A 24,503-nucleotide genomic window follows, 5' to 3' on the forward strand; every position below is an offset into this window, starting at 1 on the left:
AAATTATTGAAACTCAAAGGAGAGAAATAAAATGCCATTTATTACAGATATTTTAGCTCGTGAAGTCTTAGACTCACGCGGAAACCCAACAATCGAAGTTGAAGTTTACACAGAAAGCGGTGCTTTTGGACGTGGTATGGTTCCATCAGGTGCTTCTACTGGTGAACACGAAGCGGTTGAATTACGTGACGGAGACAAATCTCGTTACCTAGGCAAAGGTGTTCTTAAAGCAGTTGAAAATGTAAACACAGTTATCTCTGAAGCAATCTTAGGCTTTGACGTTCGCGACCAAATGGCGATTGACAAAACTATGATCGAATTAGATGGTACTCCTAACAAAGGTAAATTAGGCGCAAACGCTATTCTTGGTGTTTCAATCGCTGTAGCTCGTGCTGCTGCTGATTACCTAGATGTTCCTTTATATCAATATTTAGGCGGATTCAATACTAAAGTATTGCCAACTCCAATGATGAACATCATCAATGGTGGATCACATGCTGACAACAAAGTGGATTTCCAAGAATTCATGATTATGCCAGTTGGAGCTCCATCATTTAAAGAAGCTATCCGTATGGGTGCAGAAGTATTCCACAGCTTAGCAGCAGTATTAAAATCAAAAGGTTTAAACACAGCTGTAGGTGACGAAGGTGGTTTCGCTCCTGATTTATCATCAAACGAAGAAGCAATCGTTGTTATCATCGAAGCTATCGAAAAAGCTGGCTACAAAGCTGGTTCTGACGTTAAAATCGCAATGGACGTTGCATCATCAGAATTCTACGACAAAGAAACTGGTCTTTATGACTTAGCTTCTGAAGGACGTAAATTAGATGCTGAAGGTATGGTTAAACTTTATGAAGATTTAGTTTCTAAATACCCAATCATCTCAATCGAAGATGGACTTGACGAAAACGACTGGGAAGGTTTCAAACACTTAACAGAAGTCTTAGGCGAAAAAGTTCAATTAGTTGGTGACGATTTATTCGTTACAAACACTGAAAAACTTGCTCGTGGTATCGAAAACGGTATTGCAAACTCAATCTTAATCAAAGTTAACCAAATTGGTACATTAACAGAAACATTTGATGCTATCGAAATGGCTAAACGTGCTGGTTATACAGCAGTAGTTTCTCACCGTTCTGGTGAAACTGAAGATGCAACAATTGCGGATATCGCTGTTGCAACAAATGCTGGACAAATCAAAACTGGTTCAATGAGCCGTACAGACCGTATTGCTAAATACAACCAATTATTAAGAATTGAAGACCAATTAGGCGACTTAGCTGTTTATCAAGGTTTAGATTCTTTCTACAACTTAAAAAATAAATAATTTTTATTCATTGTAATGAACATTCATTGCAATTTGAAAAGATCCACTTTGTTTAATTAAACAAAGTGGATCTTTTTTTAGCTAAAAAAAGATATTTAAATGATGAGTAGACCTCAAAGTTTACTATAATGTGGGTTGTATTTTAAAACATATTAATTCCCATTATTAGTGTTCTTACCGCGTATAAAAAGATTTTACGAGTAAAGATAATGTTCAACTTATGTCTGTAACTAAAGAAAAAGTAAAAAATAAAAATTAAATTCAATGTGTTATAATTTTCTTTACGAAATGAATTTGTAGACAAAAAATGTCTGTAAAAAATCACTTAATGAAGGAGAATATAATTTTATGAAAAAGCAATATTTAGGGAGTTTAGTTTTATTTAGTGGACTGCTGATAGGGTTAAATATTCCTAATCAAGTAGATGCTGAAGGAGAATCTGGTTCAAATTCAAGTTCATATCCATTACTATATGAAGGTATAGGTGGTAGTGGACTTGATACTTTTGGAGAATGGTTTTTGACAGCTAATGATGGATATTACATGCCGTTTAGTAACGCGATGTTTATAGTAGATCAAGGAAACTCTGTCCAAGTTGATTATAAGGGAGATAATACTGGACCAATGAGTTACGCGATTTATGATGAGCATTTTTCGGTACCAGCTATTTATATAGGAGATTACACAAATAATACAGTAATTGACTTATCTACTTATTCAGATGGTATTTACTATGTTGAGGTATCTATAGAAAAATTTATAGGTGCTCCGGTTAGACCAAATACAACTCTTGTTCAAGTCAACAAAGAATCTATCGACATTAATTTAACCATTAATGGAATTCATGGAAAGTACAACCCAATCTCAGTTGATCATTCCTCAGCGAAAGAAGGAGCAGTTATTGGGTGGGTGATTAAAGGTGAGAATGGCTTCATTTTAGAAGGAACGGGTGATGTAACGCCTGAACAGATGCAAACTTTAGGGGATGGCAAGTATACGATTGAAACAACGGTTACAGGTAAAACCATGCATGGCAATCCTTTAACAAATAAAACCAATGACAATTTTGAGATTCGTCATCCAGAATCAACGACGCTTGTGGATCGACCAATTAATCCAGAATCATTAACTGGGACAAAAAAAATAGAGAATTCAGAGCTAACTTGGACTATCTACGACAAAAATAATCAGCCGATAGCAACGGGTCCAGGTAATGAAGTGCCAATGACAGTTATTAAGGCTTTAGCAGATGGGGAGTATACAGTTAAATTCACTGAAATGAGCCCAGAAGCAATATCAGATACCTCTTCTGGTGAATTTAAAATTCGTCGTCCAGAATCAACTACAACAGTCGATAAGCCAATTAATCCAGAATCACTAACTGGTACTCAAAAATTACCAGACTCAAGCTTAGGTTGGGTCATTTATGATAAGGACGGGAAGCCGATAGCGTCTGGACTAGGAAGCGAAGTCCCATCATCAGAAATGAAAGAGTTAGAAAATGGCGATTATAAAATTGAGTTTACCGAAACAAGTACAGATGGTGATACTCATAGTTCATCTGATACATTTGAAATTCGTCGACCAGAAACAACAACAATAGTTGATAAACCAGTAAATCCAGCATCCGTAACGGGTACACAAAAATTACCGGAATCAAGTCTTGAGTGGGTCATTTATGATAGTGATGGTAAAACAGTAGCATCTGGAGTGGGAAATGAAGTCCCATTATCCGAAATTGAAGGTTTAAAAGATGGCGACTATAAAGTTAAATTTACTGAAACAAGCCCAGAAGGCTTAACGCATTCTTCATCAGACGAATTTAAATTGCGTCATCCAGAAACAACAACGACTGTTGATAAAACAGTCAACCCAGAATCCATAACAGGAACACAAAAACATCCTGAATCAAGCTTAGGCTGGGTGATTTATGATAAAGAAGGCAAACCAGTAGCTTCAGGAACAGGTGGGAAAGTTCCGCAATCAGAAATGGATGCCTTAGCCGATGGTGACTATACGGTTGCGTTTACAGAGACTACTCCAGAAGGCTTAACGGATACTTCCAAAGGTAAATTTTCAATAAATAAAAAAGCAGAGCCTAAACCAGAAGATCCAATGCAACCAGTGGCACCGATTAATCCAACAAAACCAGCGGATCAAGGAACGCCGATAGCAAATCAAAAACCAAATGTTCTTCCAGAGGCAACAACTTCTAAAACAGAAACGCTCCCTCAAACAGGAGAAACTAAGAGCAAGTCTAGTTTTTGGTTGGCAATTAGTTCATTCATTGGGATGATTGGACTAGTAGGAGTTAAAAAGCGTTCATAATAAAATAGATAGAAAGCCTGTCCTGTAAAAGGAAGGCTTTCTTTTTTTATTCTTAAATAATACTCTTTCATAATTAAATATTATAATCAAAATTCCATTTAAATAAAAAAATCCACTATTTTTTTTATTATTTTACAAAAAGTAGTTAAAATCGCTTGTATTATAAATAAATCCATGCTATACTTACTTTAGTGTTTTTGTTAGGTAAAGAAAAGAATTGTTTCAGAACATTCCGATTCATACCGTTAAGCAAGAATAAATTAAGTGCCTATACGGCGCATGAGGAGGAATTTTATTATGGAACAAGGTACAGTAAAATGGTTTAACGCAGAAAAAGGTTTTGGTTTTATCGAACGCGAAAATGGTGACGATGTATTCGTACATTTCTCAGCTATCGGTGGAGACGGATTCAAAACTTTAGAAGAAGGACAAGCAGTTTCTTTCGAAGTTGAAGAAGGTAACCGTGGACCTCAAGCAGCTAACGTTGAAAAAGCGTAAGCTTTAAAACTTAATTGTTCAAAGAGCTTAGTAATTTATTACTAAGCTCTTTTTTTGTACAATTTTTTAAATAACATTAAAAGCTTGCTCATTTATTAAAATTCATCTAAAATAATAACTAGAACAATTGAATGTAGGGGCTGGTGATGAAATGAAACGTAAGGATCGTATTTATCAGTATGTAAAAGATAACACTGAAGACCTCAGTCAAGAAGAGCTTGAATTTGGGGGCGGCTTAACAACTAGTGAGATATCAGAAGCGTTAGAAATTGTTCGGACGAATGTTAGTAAAGAGCTTAATTTACTTGTTCGCGAAGGACACATCATAAAGCTAGAGGGGCGCCCGGTTCGCTATGTTGATAAAGGAACACAACAATGGAAGCCCTTAACTAAGAAAGTAGTATCCTATAAAGAAACCAATTTACTTTCTAAAAACAAAGAAAAGCAAATTTCAACACCAAAATCGTCTAATGATAAAGATCTATTTGACTATATGATTGGCTCTAAGGGGAGTTTGAAAAATCAAGTGGAGCAAGCAAAAGCGGCATTATTTTATCCTCCTAAAGGATTAAATAGTCTAATCATCGGACCAACGGGGTCTGGGAAAACTTTCTTTGCCAATGCTATGTATCAATACTCACAAAATAAGAAAATTATTGAAGAAAATCAAGCTATGATTGTCTTTAACTGTGCAGACTATTCACAAAATCCACAATTGCTAATGTCGCATTTATTTGGTCATGTCAAAGGTGCATTTACAGGTGCAAGTGAAGCTAAAGACGGTCTATTGATGAAAGCAAATAACAACATGCTCTTTCTTGATGAAATCCATCGCTTACCACCAGAAGGTCAAGAAATGCTGTTTTATTTTATGGATAATGGCACTTTTCAAAAAATGGGAGATACTGGTGAAAAAGTATCTTCAAATGTGCGAATTGTTTGCGCAACCACAGAAAATCCTGAATCAGCATTGTTATCCACCTTTGTTAGACGAATTCCAATTACGATTCAATTGCCTGCTTTTAGTGAACGTCCAGCCAAAGAAAAAATTCAGTTATTAAAGCTCTTGCTTTCAATTGAAGCAAAACGGATTAATAAAGAAATTATTATTGATGAAGATGCAGTAAAATCCCTTTTAGGTAGTGTCACTTATGGAAATATTGGGCAATTAAAATCAAATATTCAACTGGCTTGCGCGAAAGGTTTTTTAAATAGCATGGATAATAGTAATGAGATTCATATTACTATGGAAGCTTTGACAGCGAGTATAAAAGAAGGCTTAGTTCATTTAGCTAAAAATCGTACCGAATTAAATGAAATTTCAAAATACCTTGAACCACGTATTAAAATTTTGCCAAAGGATTCGATCTTTGTGAATCATGAAGATGCTTATGAATTGCCTTATAACCTCTATGAAATTATTGGAGATAAAGCTGCCCTGTTGAAGGCTGAAGGCTTAGACAAAGAGCATATTAATAATTTTATTACGACAGATATCAATTTACATTTAAAATCATTCTATAAACAAAATCAAATGTCTTATAATAAAGAAAGCAATTTGACGGATATTGTGGATGACGAGGTGATTACCTTAACAAAAGAAATTCGAAAATTAGCCGAAAAAAAATTAAATTACCAATTTCAAGATAATTTTCTTTATGCTATGAGTCTTCACTTAAGTTCGTTTATTAAACGTGCAAAAGAAGGGGATCTACCTATTAGCAAAAACGATAATTTGGAAGAGCTAATTGTCGAGTATCAAGATGAATATCAAGTGGCATTGATGATTAAAGAACACATTTATCAAAAATATCAAATGGATGTACCCGAGGTAGAGTGTTGGTATTTGACAATGTTATTGGCATCTTTAAAACAAGAGAATACAGCTGGTCGAGTTGGAATTGTCGTTGCTGCCCATGGAAAAAGCACAGCTTCAAGTATGGTACAGGTCGTCTCAAAATTATTAAGTGCAAATAATATCCATTCGGTAGATATGCCACTTGAAATGAATCCTCATACAGCTTTTGATTTAGTTAAGGATCAAGTAATAGCCGTTGATGAAGGAAATGGCGTGATGTTATTAGTCGATATGGGCTCACTTAGCACATTTGGCCCAAGGATTACAGAAGAAACGGGTATACAAGTGCGGACGATTGATATGGTGACTACTCCTGTGGTACTAGAGGCGGCTAGAAAAACATCGTTAATTGATAACGATTTGATCAGTATTTTTGACTCATTGAAACAATTTAGAGGATATAGTACGTTTTTAGATTTTGATCCAGAAGAGCTTCCAGAAAAAGACTTATTGGAATTTAACAAGCCTAAAGCTATTATTACGATTTGTTCAACAGGCGAGGGAACGGCTAAGCAAATTAAAGAAATTATCGAAGCGGCGCTAGAGAGTTTGATGGATGATTCGATTACAGTGATTCCGCTATCGCTAATTGATGTCGATCAGACAATTCAAAACTTAGCCCAAGAATATCAAATTATTGCTACTACTGGAGTGGTGAAACCAACACTGGATGTTCCGTTTATTCCATTGGATGAATTGATTCAAGGGGGAGGTGCAGATCGAATTCGTGATTTGGTGGGAGCCAATCTAGCTTTAGAATCAACACAGGTGGTACCAATATTAACGAAAGAGCTTTGCGAAGATTATATGAAAGGCTACTTCACTTTTATTAATCCACATAAAGTGATTGATGTACTATGGGATTATTGCCAAATTGTAGCAGAGGAAAAAAATCAGACTTTTAGTAATAGCTTTATTATTGGATTGGTCATGCACATTGCGGGTGCAATTGAGCGAACGCTTTTAAATGATACAATGGCGGTGGTTGACGAGATGGACAATCAAGCTTCTGATTATTATGATGCTGTCATAAAAGCCAATCAATCGATTAAAACCAAGTTGAATATTGACATTCCAGAAGCCGAAAATTATTATATTTTACAAATATTTGAAACTGAAAAACAAAAATAAGCAGACTGCTAAATCAAAGGAAACATTCTTTTGATTTAGTAGTTTTTTTGATTAAATGAGAAAAGGTATAGTTTTATCATTCGTGTATTTCGTGTTATAGCTACTTTTTTTATTTAAAAAAACCGTTTAAATTGTTAAAGTATGTAATTAATTATCGTTTTATCGTTTTTTATTCGTATTTTTCTGATATAATGAGAAATATATTCTTTTTGATTAGAAAATAATGAGGATGTAAAAAGGGATAAAGGGGAAGATAAGATGAAGAAAGTGTACAATTTTTCTGCAGGACCGGCTGTTTTACCAAGTTCTGTGTTAAAAAAAGTTCAAGACGAAATGTTGGATTATGCTGGCAGTGGCATGTCCGTGATGGAATTGAGTCATAGATCCTCCCTTTTTCAAGCAATTATTGATGATGCTGAATGTCTTTTACGTGAATTAATGTCAATACCAGATCATTACAGTGTGCTCTTTTTACAAGGTGGAGCGAGCTTGCAGTTTTCAATGATACCGATGAATCTTGCGCAAAATAAAAAAGTAGCGTATGTAAATAGTGGTTCTTGGTCTGAAAAAGCAATCGAAGAAGCACTTAAAATACCTGATTTAACAGTAGATGTGATTGCAAGCTCACAGCAAGATCAATTTAAAAAAGTTCCAACTATTCCAGCAGTAACAGCTGATTATGATTATTTACACATTACAACAAACAATACAATAGAAGGAACGACTTATTTTGAAGTTCCAACAGGGATAGAAATTCCCGTTATTGCGGATATGTCATCCAATATTCTTTCAAGTGAATATGATGTATCTGATTTTGGCCTTATTTATGCAGGAGCTCAAAAAAATATTGGACCTGCTGGTTTAACAGTGGTAATTATTCGAAAGGATTTGATTCGTTTAGTTGACAATCTGCCGGCGATGTTAGATTATTCTGTTCAAGAAAAAAATAATTCAATGTACAATACACCTCCAACTTTTGCGATCTATGTGGCAAAATTAGTGTTCGAATGGCTAAAAGAACTGGGTGGAGTAAAATCAATTGAAGCTATCAACCGAAAAAAAGCGCAGCTTCTTTATGATTACTTAGACCAATCGTCTTTGTTTTCATCACCAGTAGAGCGTGGGTCTCGGTCGTTGACAAATATTCCCTTTGTAACAGGAGATGCTGCCATCGATAAACAATTTGTTGAAGAAGCAGAAAAAGCAGGTTTAGTGAACTTAAAAGGGCATCGCTCAGTCGGTGGAATGAGAGCAAGTTTATACAATGCCTTCCCAATTGAAGGCGTCAAGGCGTTAATTGAATTTATGGATACATTTACTAAAAAAACAGAGGAGGCGCCGCTACATGTTTCAAATTAAAACCTATAATGCGATTGCTAAAGCCGGTTTAAAAAAATTTAATGAGGAGCATTACCAATTAAATCAAAGCGAAACACCAGATGCCTTATTAATTCGCAGTCATAAAATTACGGAAGAAGAGTTGCCAAATAGCGTTCTTGCAATAGGTAGAGCAGGAGCGGGAGTCAATAATGTTCCCGTTGAGGCATGTACTGAAAAAGGAATAGTTGTCTTTAATACGCCAGGAGAGAATGCTAATGCCGTGAAAGAACTGGTTTTAGCTAATTTATTATTAGCTGCTAGACCGATTTTAGAAGGGGCCAATTGGGTGAAAACCGTAACGGGCAGCAATATTGAGGAAATTGTTGAAGGCGAGAAAAAACGATTTGCTGGAACTGAATTGCAAGATAAAAAATTAGGTGTCATCGGTTTAGGTGCGATTGGTGCAATGGTTGCTAATGATGCTTACCGAATTGGAATGAATGTGGTAGGATATGATCCTTATGTTTCTGTGGATACAGCATGGACAATTTCAAGTCGAGTGAAGCGTGCTTTAACAATTGAGGAAGTATTAAGAACCTGTGATTATATTACCATTCATGTTCCTTTGTTGCCTCAAACAAAACAGTTGATTAATCATGAGAAGTTAGCTTTAATGAAAAAAGAGGCTGTTTTATTGAATTTTTCTCGGGGTGAATTAGTAGACAATAAAGCAGTAGCGACGGCATTAGTTGATGGTCATTTGAAGCAATATATTACGGATTTTGCTGACGAGCAGTTTATCGGCAATGAGAAGGTTCTAGTCTTGCCTCATTTGGGAGCATCTACCATTGAAGCTGAAGTGAATTGTGCAAAAATGGCTGCTAGAACGTTGAAGTACTTCTTAGAAACTGGAAATATTAAACGTTCAGTCAATTTCCCAACGGTTGAGATGGATTTTCAAGCACCGATTCGGTTAGCCTTGATTCATTTAAATGTACCGAGTATGGTAGGAACGATGACGATTGAACTGGCTAATCATGGAATTAATATTGTAAATATGATTAATCGAAGCAAGGGAGAACATGCATACACTTTGATTGATTTAGAAGGTACATCAGCGGATCAATTAGAAAAAATTGTAGCTAAACTGAAAACCGTTGAAAATATTATTAAAATTAGAGTATTAGAAAATCAGCAACCCACTTTTTGAAATTAGGAGGAAATTATGGTTAAAATTAAACCGTTTAAAGGGATTCGTCCGAATCCTGATTACGCCAAACAAATTGCTTCGTTGCCTTATGATGTGCTAAACACGGAAGAGGCAAGAGTACTGGCCAGCGAAAATCCTTATTCTTTTTTACACATAGATAAAGCCGAAGTAGATTTGGCAAAAGAAAGCTCTCCCTATGCCGAAGTCGTCTATCAAAAAGCAGCAGCAAATTTAAAAGAATTTATTTCAAAGCAGTGGCTGACACAAGACTCGCAGGAACACTATTACTTGTACCGTCTAACCATGAACGGGCGTAGTCAAACTGGATTAGTGGTGTGTACGTCTATCGATGACTATATAGCTGGGAAAATAAAAAAACATGAATTTACTAGAGAAGAAAAGGAATTAGATCGTATTCGCCATGTTGATGCGTGTGATGCCAATACCAGTCCTATTTTTTTAACGTATCGTGAAAATGAAACGGTAAATGATTTGATTGCCGACTGGCAGCAAAAACATACTCCCATCTATAAATTTGAAAGCTTTCATCAGGTAACTCATGAGGTCTGGGTTATCAACGAAGAAGCTATGATTACTCGTTTGACAGCACTATTTGCTACTGACATCGATGCTTTGTATATTGCTGATGGTCATCACCGTACGGAATCTGCAGTGAAAGTAGGAATCAAACGTCGTGAAGCATTTCCAAATGCAAAAGACGATGCAGAATTTAATTCTTTTTTATCTGTTTTATTTCCGAAGGAGCAATTAGCAATTCTAGACTATAATCGAGTGATAAATGTTCCAATAAAAACTGATTTTATAGAGGAATTGAAAAAATCATTTATCGTGAGTCAAGTTGGTACGGAAGTTTTTAAACCAGCTAAAGAAAAAATAATAGGCATGTATTTGGCAGGGGTTTGGTATCAACTCACTGTGAAGCCTGAAGCAATTCCAACGGATGAGGTGGCTCGTCTTGATGTATCGATTTTACAAAACGAAGTGTTGACGCCGTTATTTGGAATTGAAGATATCCGAACAGATAAGCGGATTGATTTTGTTGGTGGAATCCGAGGCTTAGAGGAGTTAGAATGCTTAGTTGACGCCGGTACTTTTACAGTTGCCTTTGCTATGTTTCCAACGACGATGGAGCAATTGCTTCAAGTTGCGGATAGTGGGAAAATTATGCCACCTAAATCAACTTGGTTTGAACCCAAATTGTTAAGTGGATTATTCATCCATGATTTAGCTAGTCATTAAAAAGATAGGACTTAGATTTTCCCGTCTAAGTCCTATTTTTTTACGAGTAAAAAAAGTTGTTCAAAAAAATAAAGTGGCGTACACTGAGTAATGAAGAATTTTATTGAAAGAAAAGAGGCGTTGTCAGATGAAAAAAGCTTTGATTATTGGTGGAACAGGAACAATTGGTACGGCAGTAGCTAAGGAATTAGAAAAAAATTACGAAGTGTTAATTGCTAGTCGTCATTCGAAAGAATACCCAGTAGATATCAGCTCAGTAGACAGTATTCAGTCGTTGTTTGAAAAAACTGGCAAGATAGATGCTGTGATTGTGACTGCAGGAGCTGCTCATTTTGGACCCTTAAAAGAAATGACAGTTGAAGACAATTTAGTAAGTGTGACAAATAAACTGTTAGGACAAGTAAATATTGTTTTATTAGGAACTGATTTTGTTAAGGATAAAGGCAGTTTTACATTAGTTACTGGAATTATGATGGATGATCCTATTTATCAAGGGGCATCCGCTGCATTAGCCAATGGGGGTGTCAGAGCCTTTGCCAAATCAGCAGCGCTTGAATTGCCAAGAGGAATTCGCATCAACACGGTTAGTCCAAATGTATTGAAAGAATCCTGGGATAAATACCAAGATTTCTTTGTAGGATTCAATCCAGTGAGTGCTGAAAAGGTAGCCAATGCATTTGTTAAAAGTGTACGAGGTTTGCAAACTGGTGAAAGTTACGAAGTTTATTAAAGGAAATTAAAAGAAACTGGCATTCATTAATTTGATAACGTGTCAGTTTCTTTTTTTTAATAATAAAAAAATGTTTGTAATTAAATAATGGTTTTGTTAAAATTAGAATTAGATTAAAATAAGATTAAAAAGAGGTGCTTGGATGAACGTTAAAAAACTGGGAATGGTGTCAAGTACAGTGTTAGTAATGACGATTTTAGTAGCTTGTGGTGGGAATCAAAAAGAAGAGGTCAGCAATCAGTCAACAAAACAAGTGAAAAAGGAAACACTAGCAAAAAAACAGGAGTTAACCATTATTGAAACAGCAGAAATTCCTTCGATGGATACCGCCTTAAATGTTGATGGAGTGAGCTCTGTTGTAATGAATAATGTTTTTGAAGGGCTTTATCGAGCAACTAAAGATGGAGAAGTCGAATTAGGAATGGCTTCAGCAGAGCCAACAATTAGCAAGGACGGGTTAACCTATACATTCAAACTAAAAAAAGAGGCAAAATGGTCTAATGGCGATCCAGTTACAGCTAATGATTTTGTTTATGCTTGGAAAAAAACAGTTGATCCAGCTTCAGGAGCGGCATTTGCTTACTTATTTGAGGGCGTTTTAGCAAATGCAATCGAAATTCAAAAAGGCGAAAAATCGATTGATGAACTCGGTGTTAAAGCGTTAGATGATCAAACGTTAGAAATCCAGTTAGTTGCGAATGTTCCTTATTTTAAAGGATTATTAACAACGCCAACTTTTTTTCCACAAAATCAAAAATACGTTGCTGAAAAAGGAAATCGGTATTCAACAACAAGTGAATCTATGATTTATAATGGTCCTTTTACTTTAACAAAATGGGATGGAACGGGTTTAACGTGGGTCTATCAAAAAAATCAAATGTATTGGGATAAGGAGACTGTTAAATTAGATACAATTAATGTCGATGTTGTCAAAGAAAATTCAGCTCGGATTAATTTATTTGATAGTGATGCTACAGATATCACTACGATTGATGGAGACTATTTAGCTAACTATCAGGAAGATCCTAATCTAAAATCTATTCCAGAATCTTCTGTTTTTTATTTTCAATTCAATCAAGAAAAAGCTGGAAATAAAACACCATTAGCTAATCAAAATATTCGAAAAGCATTGGCTTTGTCTTACGATAAAAAAGCCTATGTGGATACCGTTTTACAAAATGATTCTATTGTAGCGAATGGATTAATACCAGCCGGTTTAGTAAAATCACCAGATGGGAAAATTGATTTTAGAAAATCCAGCGGTGATCTTCAAACGTTTAATAAAAAAGAAGCACAAGCGGCTTGGAAAAAAGGCTTAAAAGAACTAGGAGTAGAGACGTTAACAATAGAGTTACTTTCTGGTGATACAGACAGCGCTAAAAAATCTTCTGAATTTATGCAAGGTCAATGGGAGTCAAACTTAACTGGACTTAAAGTTAGCTTAAAAAATGTTCCATTTAAAGTTCGGTTAGAACTAGATTCAAAACAAGACTACGACATTCAATTATCTGGTTGGAGTGCGGATTATAGTGATCCAATGGCGTATTTAGATATTTTCCAAACAGGTAAAAGTTATAATACAACAAGTTATTCTAACAAGGAGTATGATGCGTTAGTTGATGCAATTGGATCAACTGATTTAGCTCAGCTAGACAAAAGATGGAGTGATATGGAAGAAGCAGAAAAAATTCTGTTAGATGACTATAATATTGCGCCAATTTACCAGCGTTCCCGAGCTGTTTTAGAAAAATCATACGTGAAAGGAATCGTCAGTCACCTTGTTGGAGCGAACTATTCTTATAAATGGGCCTACGTAACAGAGAAATAATAACAGGGTGTAAAAAAATAGCGAACTTTACTAGTAATATTCTGAAAACTATGCTAAAGTTAAGATATATGAAATGTTTAGAACAGACGGGAGGGCAATAAATTTGTATAATGCACTTTTAATTGCTATGTTAGTAGTTTCAGTTTTGTTAATTATTGTCGTTACAATGCAACCAACTAAAACAAACAGCGCGTCCAGTGCTTTAACTGGTGGAGCTGAACAATTATTTGGAAAACAAAAAGCACGCGGTTTTGAAGCCGTATTACAACGTGTGACAGTTGTGTTAGGAATTGTATTTTTCGTTCTTACCATCGCACTTGCCTTTTTAACAGCAAAATAAACAAATTAATGAGCCACCTGTATTTTAAACAGGTGGTTTTCTTTTTAGTAAAAATGAGAAATTTATCGATTTTAAAACAATAATTTTATACAATTAAAGAAAAATACAGTAAAATAGAAGATAGAATGAGTTGAGTAGGAGGAAGTTTCATGCCAAAGATTGTCTTGCCAAAACCTTTTTTCTTTGAAAATGGCCCAAGAGCGGTGCTCTTATTACACGCCTATACAGGCAGTTCAGCAGATATGCGGATGCTAGGTAGAGCGTTAGAAAAAGAAAATTATACGGTGTACGCACCGCACTTTACAGGTCACGGAACGCTTAATCCAGAAGATATTTTAGCAGCAACACCTCTGGATTGGTGGGAAGATACTAAGAAAGCCCTCGCTTTTTTACGCGAAAAAGGCTATCAAGAAATTGCCGTTATGGGGTTGTCGCTAGGTGGTATTTTTGCAACGAAAGCCATAGAAGAAGAACGGGTTCTTGGTGGTGGAACTCTTTGCTCGCCAATATTTATGGGAGACTATTCACTGGTTTTAAAATCATTTTTAAATTATGTTAAAACGGTAAAAAAAATTGCTGGAGAATCAGCTGATGAAATCAATGTAAAATTGCCTACGATTCAAAAAGAAGTCGAACAGCAGCTACAAGAGATTCAAGAATTCACGCGAAGCATCCAACAAAAGCTTTCAACGATTACAGAAGCCTTCTTCATTGCTCAAGCAGGTAAAGATGAATTGATTGATGCAAACGCCGCTTATCAACTAAAAGAAGCTTTAACCAATGCAGCTGTAACATTTCATTGGTATGAAAATAGTAGTCATGTGATAACGGTTGGAAAGGCTCACCACGAACTTGAAAAAGATGTGCTAGCCTTTTTAAACCAGTTATCTTGGAATGAGGGATAAATTAAATGGAAAATAAAAAAACAATCAAGGACACGATTTTAGTCTACCTTGAAAATAGTAAGAAAAAATCTTTTTCAGTCAAAGATATTAGTGAAAGTTTAGGCCTAACGAATGCGGCTGATTTTAAATTGTTAGTAGGAGCCTTAGCTAAAATGGAGCAAGAAGGGGCCGTTGAGTTGAATAAAAAAGGTCATTTTAAGTTGCCAAAAGAAAAACCAGGATTAGAAGGTATCTTTCGTGCAAATGATCGAGGCTTTGGTTTTGTTTCAATTGAAGATGAGGATGACGATGTTTACATTCCACAAGGCCATACCAACTTTGCGTTAGATGGCGATATTGTAAAAATCGACATTAGTCGCGTAGCAGAGCCTTGGCGTGATCGTGGAGCAGAAGGATCCGTTGAAGCGATTATCGAGCGTAAATTTCATCAATTTGTAGGCGAATTTTATGCCTATAGTGAAGAGGGAATTGAAGAAACGGATTTATATGGTTACGTAGTGCCTCAAGATAAAAAGTTAAGCAACTATAAAGTGTTTATTGAAGCAAAAGGTATCAAACCTGTTGATGGTGCGATGGTCTTAGTTGAAATTACCTATTATCCAGACGTTGCTTTTCCAACAAGTATGCAAGGAATTGTAACAAAAACAATCGGGCACAAAAATGACCCAGGTGTAGATATTTTAACGGTTGTTTATAAACATGGTATTCCAACTGAATTTCCAGAAGAAGTATTGAAACAAGCCGATGCAGTTCCTGAGCAGATTTCAGACGAAGACCGCAAAGGACGTACGGATTTAACCCAGGAATTGATTGTAACGATTGATGGCGAGGATGCAAAAGATTTAGATGATGCTGTTACAGTCCGCAAGTTAGCCAACGGAAACTATCATTTAGGCGTGCATATTGCAGATGTGTCTTATTACGTAACTGAAAATAGCCCATTAGATGCGGAAGCTTTTGAACGAGCAACAAGTGTGTATTTAACAGATCGTGTGATTCCTATGTTGCCACACCGTTTATCAAATGGCTTATGTTCACTGAATCCTTTTGAGGATCGTTTGACTATGAGTTGTGAAATGGAAATCAATTCGGCAGGAGAAGTAGTGAATCACAAAATTTTCCCAAGTGTGATTCATTCAAAACGTCGTATGACGTATACTGCAGTCAATCAAATTTTAATGGAGAAAGATCCTGAGATTCGTAAAGAATACGAAGAATTAGTACCAATGTTTGAATTAATGGGAGAACTTCATCAAATCTTAGTCGCAAAACGTAAAGCACGTGGCGCGATTGATTTTGAAGCGCCAGAAGCTCAAATTGTTGTGGATGAGAACGGTCATCCAAAAGAAATTTTGATGCGTGAACGTGGTGTTGGAGAGCGTTTGATCGAATCCTTTATGCTTTCTGCAAATGAAACGGTAGCAGAGCACTATTTCAAATTAAATGTACCTTTTATCTACCGTATCCATGAACAGCCAGATTCAGACCGGATGCAACGTTTTATGGAATTTGTGACGGCTTTTGGAATCGTGGTTAAAGGAACGAGTCAAGATGTATCACCAAAGCAATTGCAAAAAGTATTAGCAGGAGTGAGTGGTGAACCAGAAGAAGCCGTTGTTTCAACGATGTTGTTACGTAGTATGAAACAGGCAAAATACGATATGGATCCACTGGGCCATTTCGGTTTAGGAGCAGAGTTTTATACGCACTTTACTTCCCCAATTCGTCGTTATCCTGATTTAATCGTTCATCGCCTGATTCGTTCTTATGCAGACAATGGCATTGGGGACGAGCAGCAGACTAAATGGGAAAATCTATTGCCAGACATTGCAGAGCAAAGTTCGAAAATGGAACGTCGCGCAGTGGATGCAGAACGTGAAACCGATTCGCTTAAGAAAACAGAATACATGGCGGATAAAGTCGGTGAAATTTATGAAGGTGTGATTAGTTCAGTAACAAAATTTGGAATGTTTATTGAATTGCCAAATACAATTGAAGGCTTAATTCATATGTCGAATATGAAAGAAGATTATTTCAATTTTGTTGAAAGTCATTTAATGCTAGTTGGTGAGCGAACTGGAGTTACGTATAAAATTGGTCAGCCAATCAAAATAAAAGTTGAAAAAGCTGATGTTGAAACAAGAGAAATTGATTTTTCAATTGTTCCAGATCCTAATGCCCCTAAAACAGCCCTTAAAGATCGTCCTGCTAAAGGAAGAGGTCGAGGTGATAGTAAGCGCAGAGGAAGAATCGAAGAGCGCACATCAACAAATAGCGGCTATAAAAAGAAAGAAACTGGTAAGAAAAAGAAAATGAAAGTTTCCTTCAATGACAATCATTCAACTAAAAGTGAAACGAAAGCAAAAAATGGTAAAAAACCATTTTATACAGCTGTGGCCAAAAAGAAAAAGAAAAAATAAAGTTGTTTTAAGGAACCAAAGGAGGCGAAATGCATATGCCAAAAGGCGATGGCAAATTAGTTGCCCAAAATAGAAAAGCGCGTCATGACTATTCGATTATAGATACCGTTGAAGCAGGTATGGTGTTGCAAGGAACAGAAATTAAATCCGTTCGAGGAGCTCGCATCAATTTGAAAGATGGCTATGCCAAAATTCAAAATGGCGAGATATACTTGCACAATGTGCATATCAGTCCTTACGAGCAAGGAAATCAATTTAATCACGATCCCTTGCGTGTTCGTAAATTATTGATGCATAAAAAACAAATTTTGCGTCTATTAAATGAAACTAAAGCAACCGGAAATACATTGATTCCTTTAAAAGTCTATATTAAAGACGGATACGCAAAAGTATTGATTGGTTTAGCTAAAGGTAAGAAAAATTATGATAAGCGTGAAGATTTAAAACGCAAAGACATGAAACGTGAAACGGATCGTATGATGCGAATCAAATAAAAAAATGCTATTCAAGAGCCCTGTGAAGGGATCTTGAATAGCTTTTTTTTATTACAGAATTTTGCTACGCTTAGGTATATTTTCTCTTTTTAAGTAATTATAAACAGTAGGTCTTGAAATTTGATTTAATTTTGCGATTTCTGTAATCGATAAGTCTGTATTCATATATTGATCAATAACAGTCTTTAAATTTTTATTTTCAATCGGTCTTCCTAACGTGATTCCTTTTTCTTTTGCAGCTTCTAGTCCAGACAATACTCGTTCACGAATTAATTCTGCTTCCATTTCTGCAAATGCGCTCATGATAGTAAAGAAAAATTTTCCCATAGAGGTGCTGGTATCAATATTATTTTGAATACTGACAAAGTTGATTTCAGCTTCATTAAAAAACTCCATTAATGAAAGCAAGTGTTTTGTTCCTCGCGACAAACGGTCTAACTTAAAAATGACAAAGGTGTCTCCTTTTTCAAGAGAAGCGATTGCTTTATCTAATTGACGTCGCTTTGTTTTTCTTCCACTTTCTTGTTCCGTAAAAATTTTATCACAGCCATACTTTGTTAAGGCGTTGATTTGTGCATCTAATTGTTGATGACTGGTGCTGATTCTAGCGTAGCCAATTGTTTTCATTTTATTCCTCCGAGGTCTCTTCAACAAAAAGTTCTTCTAATAGTATTTGTTGAATGATCTGAATAAGTTCTTGCCATTGATGGTAATTTTTAAGAGAGCTTAGGAAGAAAATTGATTTGCAACTTGTAGATAATTCAAGAGTATCTGAAATAATTAAGTCTGCTTTTCGAACATCTTCTGTAATCACAACAGTCTCAGCGTTAAACATAGTTGCCAATTGCTCTGTAATAAAAAATTTACCAGTGAAATCTTTTGTTATTTGTAAGTAAATAAAAATTCGAGGTGTTTTTACAATTTGCAATAAAGTATAGATTAAACTGCAAAAATAATCTTTTAAAAGAGGGTGTTTAAGTAATTTATAATGATGCTCTTGAAGTGCTTTTTTTGAAAATTTGTCGTAAAAAACTTTTATCTCATCCATTTTTTGATCGTTGACTGATAAATTATAGTCTGGTTTTGGAAAATGCAATTCTAAAAAATAAGGAATTTTAGAACCCATTAATTGAAAAAATACATATAGCAACGTGAAATAATAGATAAAAAGAAAAGAAGTTTCTTCAGTAAAGTCTCCTTTAAATTGCTGTTTAAGTTCGGTTGTTAGATGAGAGGCAAATGCCGTTGCATCTGCTTCTTTTCTTGAAAAAATTTGACCAAGTGTTAATTTTTTATCATGTAAAATGATATCTGAAAGAAAAATTCTTGTAAAAAAATTAAAATAAAGAATTTCACTTTTATAATCCTTTAGCGAAAGTCCATCAAAAGAATGAGCATTAAAGATTCTGGAGACGTCATGGTTCTTTTGGACGAGATCGAGAATAGTAAATTCCTCTGAGTTTGGTTTTTTCGGAAAAGCTTGATGCTTAATTCGGATCGTTAGGACAGCAAATAGAAAATAGAGTAAATTTTTTTTTGTATCTGAGCGTTTAGCTGAATCTTTTAAGATATCCTGTGGAAGCTGTTGTCGTAATTCTTCTTTCGTAAATTCTTTAAAAGGCCATTCTAGACTTTGAAAAGCATCCCCTAGGAAGAGGAAACTAAAGGTACGAATAGCTAATTCATTGCCAGTTAATAATAGGCAGGAATTTTCCTTAGTAATTTGAAAATCAAAGACGATAAGTTTTTCATTAAGAGTTTTTATAATGCGACTTAAATAGGAAGAAGTTACAAATAATTCATTGGTCGCCTCAGTTACAGTAAGCTGATAATTTGTTGTTAGAAGAACTAGCAAAATAAAATAAGGGGATTTTTTTAAATAATTTAGTTTGAGTTGATAGTAAATAAGCAATTTTTTTTCAGAAAAGGAGGGATTTATTGTATACTCTCCTTTAGAATTTGCTTGAATAAACGTTTGAAAATGAAAGGATTCTTCAATTTCAAGATTTATTTTTTGTAGATAGCTTTTTACTGTTCGACTGGGAATTGTTAAATTTTCAGATAAGGTCTGTAGAGTTTGTTTTTTTTGGATAATGTCATAGAGAACTAATAGCTCATTTTGCCTTGATTCGGATAAAATTTTTGAATACATAGAACGCTCCTTTTTCTTTTTCCTGTCTATTGATGGACAAGAACTCGTCAACACACCTAGTGTTATCCATGTTAGAATATCAAAGTATCATATAATTGTAAACTAATCTAATGATTATTTTACGTTTATACATATTTTGGTTTTATCAGCAAAGAATCCTATTTTGAGTGGGTTCCTTTTTTTTTTACTTCATTTTTTTAGTTATACATAATCTCGTAACAAAACATTAGATTAGTTTACAAATGATAGCAATGATTTGTCTGATAAAAGATAAGTTATTGAGCACTTTCAAGGAAAAGAGTACATGGTGAAAATTAAAAAATAAAGGATGGAGAGCGATTGATAAAAAAGAAACAGTTGATTTGTATTCCTCTTCTAACATTATTATGGAGTACAAGCACGGTTAAAGCTGAAAAAATTGAAAAAATCCCAATCAATCCGTTAACAAACATTTCGACTACTGAGGAGCAAATGATTACTCCTTTTTTATCGACACAATGGGCAGATGTTCCCTCATGGGCAAGAATAGATATAAGTTTGATGTTTGCTAATAAAGGAGATTACATTATAGAACAGTTGCAAAGAAGAATAGCAAATTCTATAGAACATCTAGGATGGCAAAAAGGTTCTAAAATAATGATTGATGTTCCTCAATGGGAAGGGGAAGAAAAAGGACCAGGTGAAAACACTTGGATGAAAGGAACTATAGAGGTGCGAGGTGGTGGTTTAACCTTTGAAACGGATGGAACAATTTCAATTAATACAACAGACGGTGGAAAGCAATTAATAATAGAAAGACTTCAAAATAAATTTACGACAGCTAATGTAAAAATAAAGCGCACAGAAGTTTATATGAGAGACATCCCGGAAAATCAAGCAGCTTATTATAACCCTTGGATACTCTATATTGACGGCGTAATCTCAAATGTAGATTTAACAGAAAAAGTAATCAATCTTTCGAATATTTTAGATTCCCCAGCTTTTATTTATACAACAAGTGAGCCAAGTTCAGTGGAATTAAATTCACCCATTCCAACGCCAAGTAGTTACATCACTTTATCGCAATCTTTGACAAATAATCCAACTTTTACCTATATTAAAAAGCCTGACTTTAGTAAAGCAGGACAAACAGAAGCAATTGTTCGAATAACAGATAGGCTAGATGATTATTATATTGAATCAGATGTTCATTTGAATTATAACGTGGTGGATAATCGACTATTAACTGCAGAAGCGATTTCGCAAGAAGTTGATTTAGGAACGGCTATTGAAAAATGGAACCCAATGGAATTCATTAAAAATGTTAAATTGGGTGAAGAAGTATTAGGAAATACTGACTATTCAGTGAAGGTTAAAACACCAGCAGATACAACAACTATAGGCAATCAAAAAATGATAGCTACAATTACTGGAAAAGGAAAAGCAGTAGATATTGAAGTACCTGTGACGGTGAGATGGGGAAAGAGTATCTATTTAAAAGGAGCCTATGATGATTCGGTTGGAGTGATCACTATGCATGATACGAGTTCAAAAACCTATACATTGACGGATCAAGTAGGGATTAAACGAAAAAATTCAGATTCTAAGGTTAATAATGAATTCGGTGAAGGACTCTATTATTGGATAGGAACGAAAAAACTGGACCAACCAACTCAATTACTTGAAGATGAGTTGAATCCTTCCCAAAGATTAATAAGTGCGACGGGGCAGGACGATGCGTTAAGTAAAATTAAAGAATTTCAACCAATAGAGTTAAATGAGGGGGACTTAATTGACCTTTGGCATGCTGAGCCAAAACGAAATAGCTTGATTGTGAATGAGAATGAATTACAAGAAAATGCAGAATTGAAGAATACCTATTATGAGGTCACAAAATCAGGTTTTCAGCCGTTAAGAATTAATCAATTACAAACGAAAGAAGCCGCCACACTTTTGCGAACAACCCCACAAGAATTAGAAGAAGACTTTATGAACAATATGGCAAAATACATTGATTCTAAAGGATACAACCAAATCAAGCCAGTGAAATTTATCTCCTTTCCAGACACAACAAAACCAGGCAAGCAGCCAGCAAAAGTTCGAGTAGAAGAAACGCTTCAGTCGGGAAAAAAAGTTCAATTTGATTATGATATCCAAGTCAACGTAGAAAATGAATGGGTACATGTTACAATTCCAACTAAAATGCTATTCTTTTCGGACAAGGATCATAAAGAAAAAGTAACATCACAAAAATATAAGATAAAAAACAACTCTGACAATACAACTCTGAATGTTTCAATGGCTTCATTTTTAGTTAATCAAGATTCAGAGGTTGCCTATTTATCAGAACAAGAATCCGATCCAACGGAAGCTACAGCATCCTTAAGGTTGAATCTTAACGTAGATGGCAAGCAAAAAATAACAAGCTTGAATGCAGCTTCTAAGTCAACTAATCTTGTTGATTTGATGCCTAAAAATTCAAGCGAACTTTCTTTTGCAGGAGATTATTTTAATCCTAAATCAAAAAATGCCTTCCATGCAGAAAGTAGTATGGTGTTGAAATTTGCAATCAAGGAATAAAAAGGAGCAATCAATGAAATTAAAAAATAATAAGTTAAAAAAAAGATTTTTTATTATACTCTTACTTCTCTTACTATTGGCAGGAGTAGCTGGGGGCTATTATTGGTATAAAAACAATCAAAATCCAAAAGATTTAATTGCAGGAGAGGCTTTTCCACCGACTAAAGACGCACACAAAATGACGGATAAGGAAATGAAGGCCTTCAAACAAAAGGAAGTTGATGAAACACAATTCACGTTAACAATTTTTCCAGAAGCGACATTCAATCAAGAAACGTTGGAAGGAAATATCTATATTAAAAATGAACCCGTAAATGCTTATCCAATTAATGTCAAAGTGAATTTAGATAGTGATAAAAGTTTGGTATACGAATCGGGGATAATTCAGCCGGGCTATGAAATAACAAAAGCAAAATTAGCAAAAAAAGTAGCTGCAGGAACGTATAAAGCAACGGCATATGTTGACATATACGACAATAAGACGAAACAAAAAAGAGGGACTACTCAAGCAGTAGTGACGATTCAAGTAAATGAATAAATTTAATAGTACAAGCTATTGAATATAAATAAAAAACACTAAGGAGAGAATAAAATGAAAAAAAATGTAGTAGCACCAATGATAGTAGCGGGAATAGTTTTTGGAACGGGGCAAGCAGTTTTTGCAGACGAACAAGTACCAACTGGTTATCAAACAATTAATAATGCAGATGGTGATCAATACGATTCAACAAAAGGTGTTGAAATTCCAGTAAAAGGAACACTTGGTAAGTTAGACAATACAGATCCAGAAGAAAATATTCCTGAAGGAGATGATAGATGGTTGAAAGTAACAATTCCAACAAGTGTTGCATTCAATACAGATCCAGAAAAGGAAAATAAAGAAATTATGGCATATAATTATACGATTAAAAATTTATCAGCACGTCCAATCAATGTGAACTTATCAACCTTTACAGGTTCGGAAGAGCCAGCACTTACTAAATTAAGCTTCACGCCAAAAACAGGTGATGCGATTGATGTTGTAACTAATGGAGTTGTTAAAGAGAATGTTAATCAATTATTAGGGAAATTAGATGCTAAATTAGGCGTATATGAGTTTACTTATAAAGGAACGGTTGATCCTGAGAAGCTAGTAGATGAAAGCACAAAAGTTTCGTATAATATGAATTTGAAATTTGAAGTACTAGATAAAAATGGCGAGTCAGTAACAAAATAATAATGAAGAAAAAACACTTTTCATATTTGTTCCTTTGTTGTACGGTATTTTCGCTGCTACTAATGAATCAATCAGTTTATGGAGAAACAATTGAAATAAATAGAGAGACAAGTATTCCAGTAATAGGAATACTGACAACGCAAACAGAAGATGAAGCAAATGAGCCTTCTGAGAATAATGAAGAAGAAAATACGCTAACAGATCAAGAAACCATCATTAAAGATAATGAAATCCATCATCTTCCGCAAACAAGTGAATTGAGCCAACTTCATTGGACGCTGATAGGAATTGCTAGTATAAGCGTAGTCCTATATCTATTTAATAAGAAGAAAAGATAAAAAAATTGAAGCATAACTAGATAAAATCTAGCCTATGTTTCAATTTTTTATCCATTATTATATAATGAGCGTTATAATAGTTTTAGATAAGGAGTGTTTTTATTGATAAAAGCTTATAAAAACTTATGGAAAAATGGATTTGATTCCAAGGGCAGTACCTCTAGGTTAGAATTTTGGTTGACTCTTTTATGTGATGGAATTATTAATGGGAGTTTGTTTTTGCTTTACATAGCATTAAATGAAACGACAATCATGTTGGGAATATTTTTAATTTATAAAATAGTATCTGCAATTCCTATTCTTAATTTATCCGTTAGACGTTTTCATGAAGCAGGATATTCTACTAGAAGGTTTATTGTGCTAGGAATAGTCTGTCAATTTATTCCGATAGTTGATGTTGTTGGGATGATTTTCTGTTTGGTTGTTTATTTACAACCATCAAAAAAAAGAAATGAAATTATGGATGGATTAACTAAGAAGATTTCCAATGTTCTTGGAAGTCTTTTTTTTTAAAATTTTAAAAGACTAGACATTTAAAGTATAAGTGTGTATAATTCAAGGTGTAAAGGAAATGTAAGCACTTTAAAAA

20 protein-coding genes are annotated in these 24,503 nt (G+C 34.8%); 18 read left to right on the plus strand and 2 right to left on the minus strand.

From position 1 onward, the window contains the following. Positions 1 to 31: 31 nt before the first annotated feature. The 13 genes from eno (at position 32) to smpB (ending at position 17,649) form a co-directional block, all read left to right on the plus strand. Positions 32 to 1,327, plus strand: a complete 1,296-nt coding sequence (gene eno / locus AC07SW_RS04125; RefSeq protein WP_034571324.1) for a phosphopyruvate hydratase — start codon at positions 32 to 34, stop codon at positions 1,325 to 1,327. A 348-nt stretch (positions 1,328 to 1,675) separates the two neighbouring features. After that, complete coding sequence (locus AC07SW_RS04130; RefSeq protein WP_494632318.1) at positions 1,676 to 3,655, plus strand: LPXTG cell wall anchor domain-containing protein; 1,980 nt, start codon at positions 1,676 to 1,678, stop codon at positions 3,653 to 3,655. A gap of 297 nt (positions 3,656 to 3,952) precedes the next feature. Beyond that, the gene (locus AC07SW_RS04135) at positions 3,953 to 4,153 is read left to right on the plus strand and encodes a cold-shock protein (protein ID WP_034571318.1); all 201 of its coding nucleotides are present in this window, start codon (positions 3,953 to 3,955) and stop codon (positions 4,151 to 4,153) included. Positions 4,154 to 4,304: 151 nt separating this feature from the next. Further along, entirely contained in the window at positions 4,305 to 7,142 is a 2,838-nt protein-coding gene (locus AC07SW_RS04140) for a sigma-54-dependent transcriptional regulator (protein WP_119907649.1), read from the plus strand. Positions 7,143 to 7,400: 258 nt separating this feature from the next. Then, a complete protein-coding gene (gene serC / locus AC07SW_RS04145; RefSeq protein WP_119907650.1) occupies positions 7,401 to 8,501 on the plus strand; it encodes a 3-phosphoserine/phosphohydroxythreonine transaminase in 1,101 nt (366 codons plus the stop codon). Then, complete coding sequence (locus AC07SW_RS04150) at positions 8,488 to 9,672, plus strand: 3-phosphoglycerate dehydrogenase family protein (RefSeq protein ID WP_494632321.1); 1,185 nt, start codon at positions 8,488 to 8,490, stop codon at positions 9,670 to 9,672. Before serC ends, AC07SW_RS04150 begins: the two co-directional genes overlap by 14 nt. Positions 9,673 to 9,687: 15 nt before the next feature. Then, on the plus strand, positions 9,688 to 10,932 hold the full coding sequence (locus AC07SW_RS04155; RefSeq protein WP_494632322.1) for a DUF1015 domain-containing protein: 1,245 nt from the start codon (positions 9,688 to 9,690) through the stop codon (positions 10,930 to 10,932). Positions 10,933 to 11,059: 127 nt separating this feature from the next. Continuing rightward, a complete protein-coding gene (locus AC07SW_RS04160) occupies positions 11,060 to 11,662 on the plus strand; it encodes a short chain dehydrogenase (RefSeq protein WP_135022471.1) in 603 nt (200 codons plus the stop codon). Between the two features lie 142 nt (positions 11,663 to 11,804). Further along, on the plus strand, positions 11,805 to 13,490 hold the full coding sequence (locus tag AC07SW_RS04165) for a peptide ABC transporter substrate-binding protein (RefSeq protein ID WP_119907653.1): 1,686 nt from the start codon (positions 11,805 to 11,807) through the stop codon (positions 13,488 to 13,490). A gap of 103 nt (positions 13,491 to 13,593) precedes the next feature. Further along, complete coding sequence (secG, locus tag AC07SW_RS04170; protein ID WP_034571298.1) at positions 13,594 to 13,830, plus strand: preprotein translocase subunit SecG; 237 nt, start codon at positions 13,594 to 13,596, stop codon at positions 13,828 to 13,830. A 149-nt stretch (positions 13,831 to 13,979) separates the two neighbouring features. Beyond that, positions 13,980 to 14,735 (plus strand): alpha/beta hydrolase, encoded by a 756-nt coding sequence (locus tag AC07SW_RS04175; protein ID WP_034571295.1) that lies wholly within the window; start codon positions 13,980 to 13,982, stop codon positions 14,733 to 14,735. Positions 14,736 to 14,740: 5 nt separating this feature from the next. Continuing rightward, on the plus strand, positions 14,741 to 17,155 hold the full coding sequence (rnr, locus tag AC07SW_RS04180; protein WP_135022473.1) for a ribonuclease R: 2,415 nt from the start codon (positions 14,741 to 14,743) through the stop codon (positions 17,153 to 17,155). A gap of 35 nt (positions 17,156 to 17,190) precedes the next feature. After that, positions 17,191 to 17,649 (plus strand): SsrA-binding protein SmpB, encoded by a 459-nt coding sequence (smpB, locus tag AC07SW_RS04185; RefSeq protein ID WP_034571289.1) that lies wholly within the window; start codon positions 17,191 to 17,193, stop codon positions 17,647 to 17,649. 51 nt (positions 17,650 to 17,700) lie between these two features. Here smpB and AC07SW_RS04190 read toward each other — a convergent pair whose 3' ends face one another. Together AC07SW_RS04190 and AC07SW_RS04195 are read right to left on the minus strand one after the other, a co-directional pair. Continuing rightward, on the minus strand, positions 17,701 to 18,276 hold the full coding sequence (locus AC07SW_RS04190) for a recombinase family protein (protein ID WP_034571287.1): 576 nt from the start codon (positions 18,274 to 18,276) through the stop codon (positions 17,701 to 17,703). Position 18,277: 1 nt separating this feature from the next. Continuing rightward, positions 18,278 to 19,801, minus strand: a complete 1,524-nt coding sequence (locus tag AC07SW_RS04195) for a helix-turn-helix domain-containing protein (protein WP_494632324.1) — start codon at positions 19,799 to 19,801, stop codon at positions 18,278 to 18,280. A gap of 339 nt (positions 19,802 to 20,140) precedes the next feature. On the opposite strand from AC07SW_RS04195, the gene AC07SW_RS04200 reads away from it, so the two are divergent. From AC07SW_RS04200 to AC07SW_RS04220, 5 genes are all read left to right on the plus strand, one after another. Beyond that, positions 20,141 to 22,360, plus strand: coding sequence for a hypothetical protein (locus tag AC07SW_RS04200; protein ID WP_494632326.1), 2,220 nt, complete (start codon positions 20,141 to 20,143; stop codon positions 22,358 to 22,360). A gap of 13 nt (positions 22,361 to 22,373) precedes the next feature. Beyond that, the gene (locus tag AC07SW_RS04205; RefSeq protein ID WP_119907658.1) at positions 22,374 to 22,898 is read left to right on the plus strand and encodes a hypothetical protein; all 525 of its coding nucleotides are present in this window, start codon (positions 22,374 to 22,376) and stop codon (positions 22,896 to 22,898) included. Positions 22,899 to 22,952: 54 nt separating this feature from the next. Continuing rightward, positions 22,953 to 23,576 carry a hypothetical protein gene (locus tag AC07SW_RS04210; protein ID WP_051915674.1) on the plus strand — a complete coding sequence of 208 codons (624 nt, stop codon included), beginning with the start codon at positions 22,953 to 22,955 and terminating at the stop codon, positions 23,574 to 23,576. A gap of 2 nt (positions 23,577 to 23,578) precedes the next feature. Then, the gene (locus AC07SW_RS04215; protein ID WP_494632327.1) at positions 23,579 to 23,914 is read left to right on the plus strand and encodes an LPXTG cell wall anchor domain-containing protein; all 336 of its coding nucleotides are present in this window, start codon (positions 23,579 to 23,581) and stop codon (positions 23,912 to 23,914) included. A 102-nt stretch (positions 23,915 to 24,016) separates the two neighbouring features. Further along, the gene (locus tag AC07SW_RS04220) at positions 24,017 to 24,427 is read left to right on the plus strand and encodes a DUF805 domain-containing protein (RefSeq protein ID WP_494632328.1); all 411 of its coding nucleotides are present in this window, start codon (positions 24,017 to 24,019) and stop codon (positions 24,425 to 24,427) included. Positions 24,428 to 24,503: the final 76 nt, after the last annotated feature.

The sequence above is a fragment of the Carnobacterium sp. GW821-FHT04C06 genome, from assembly GCF_059420345.1.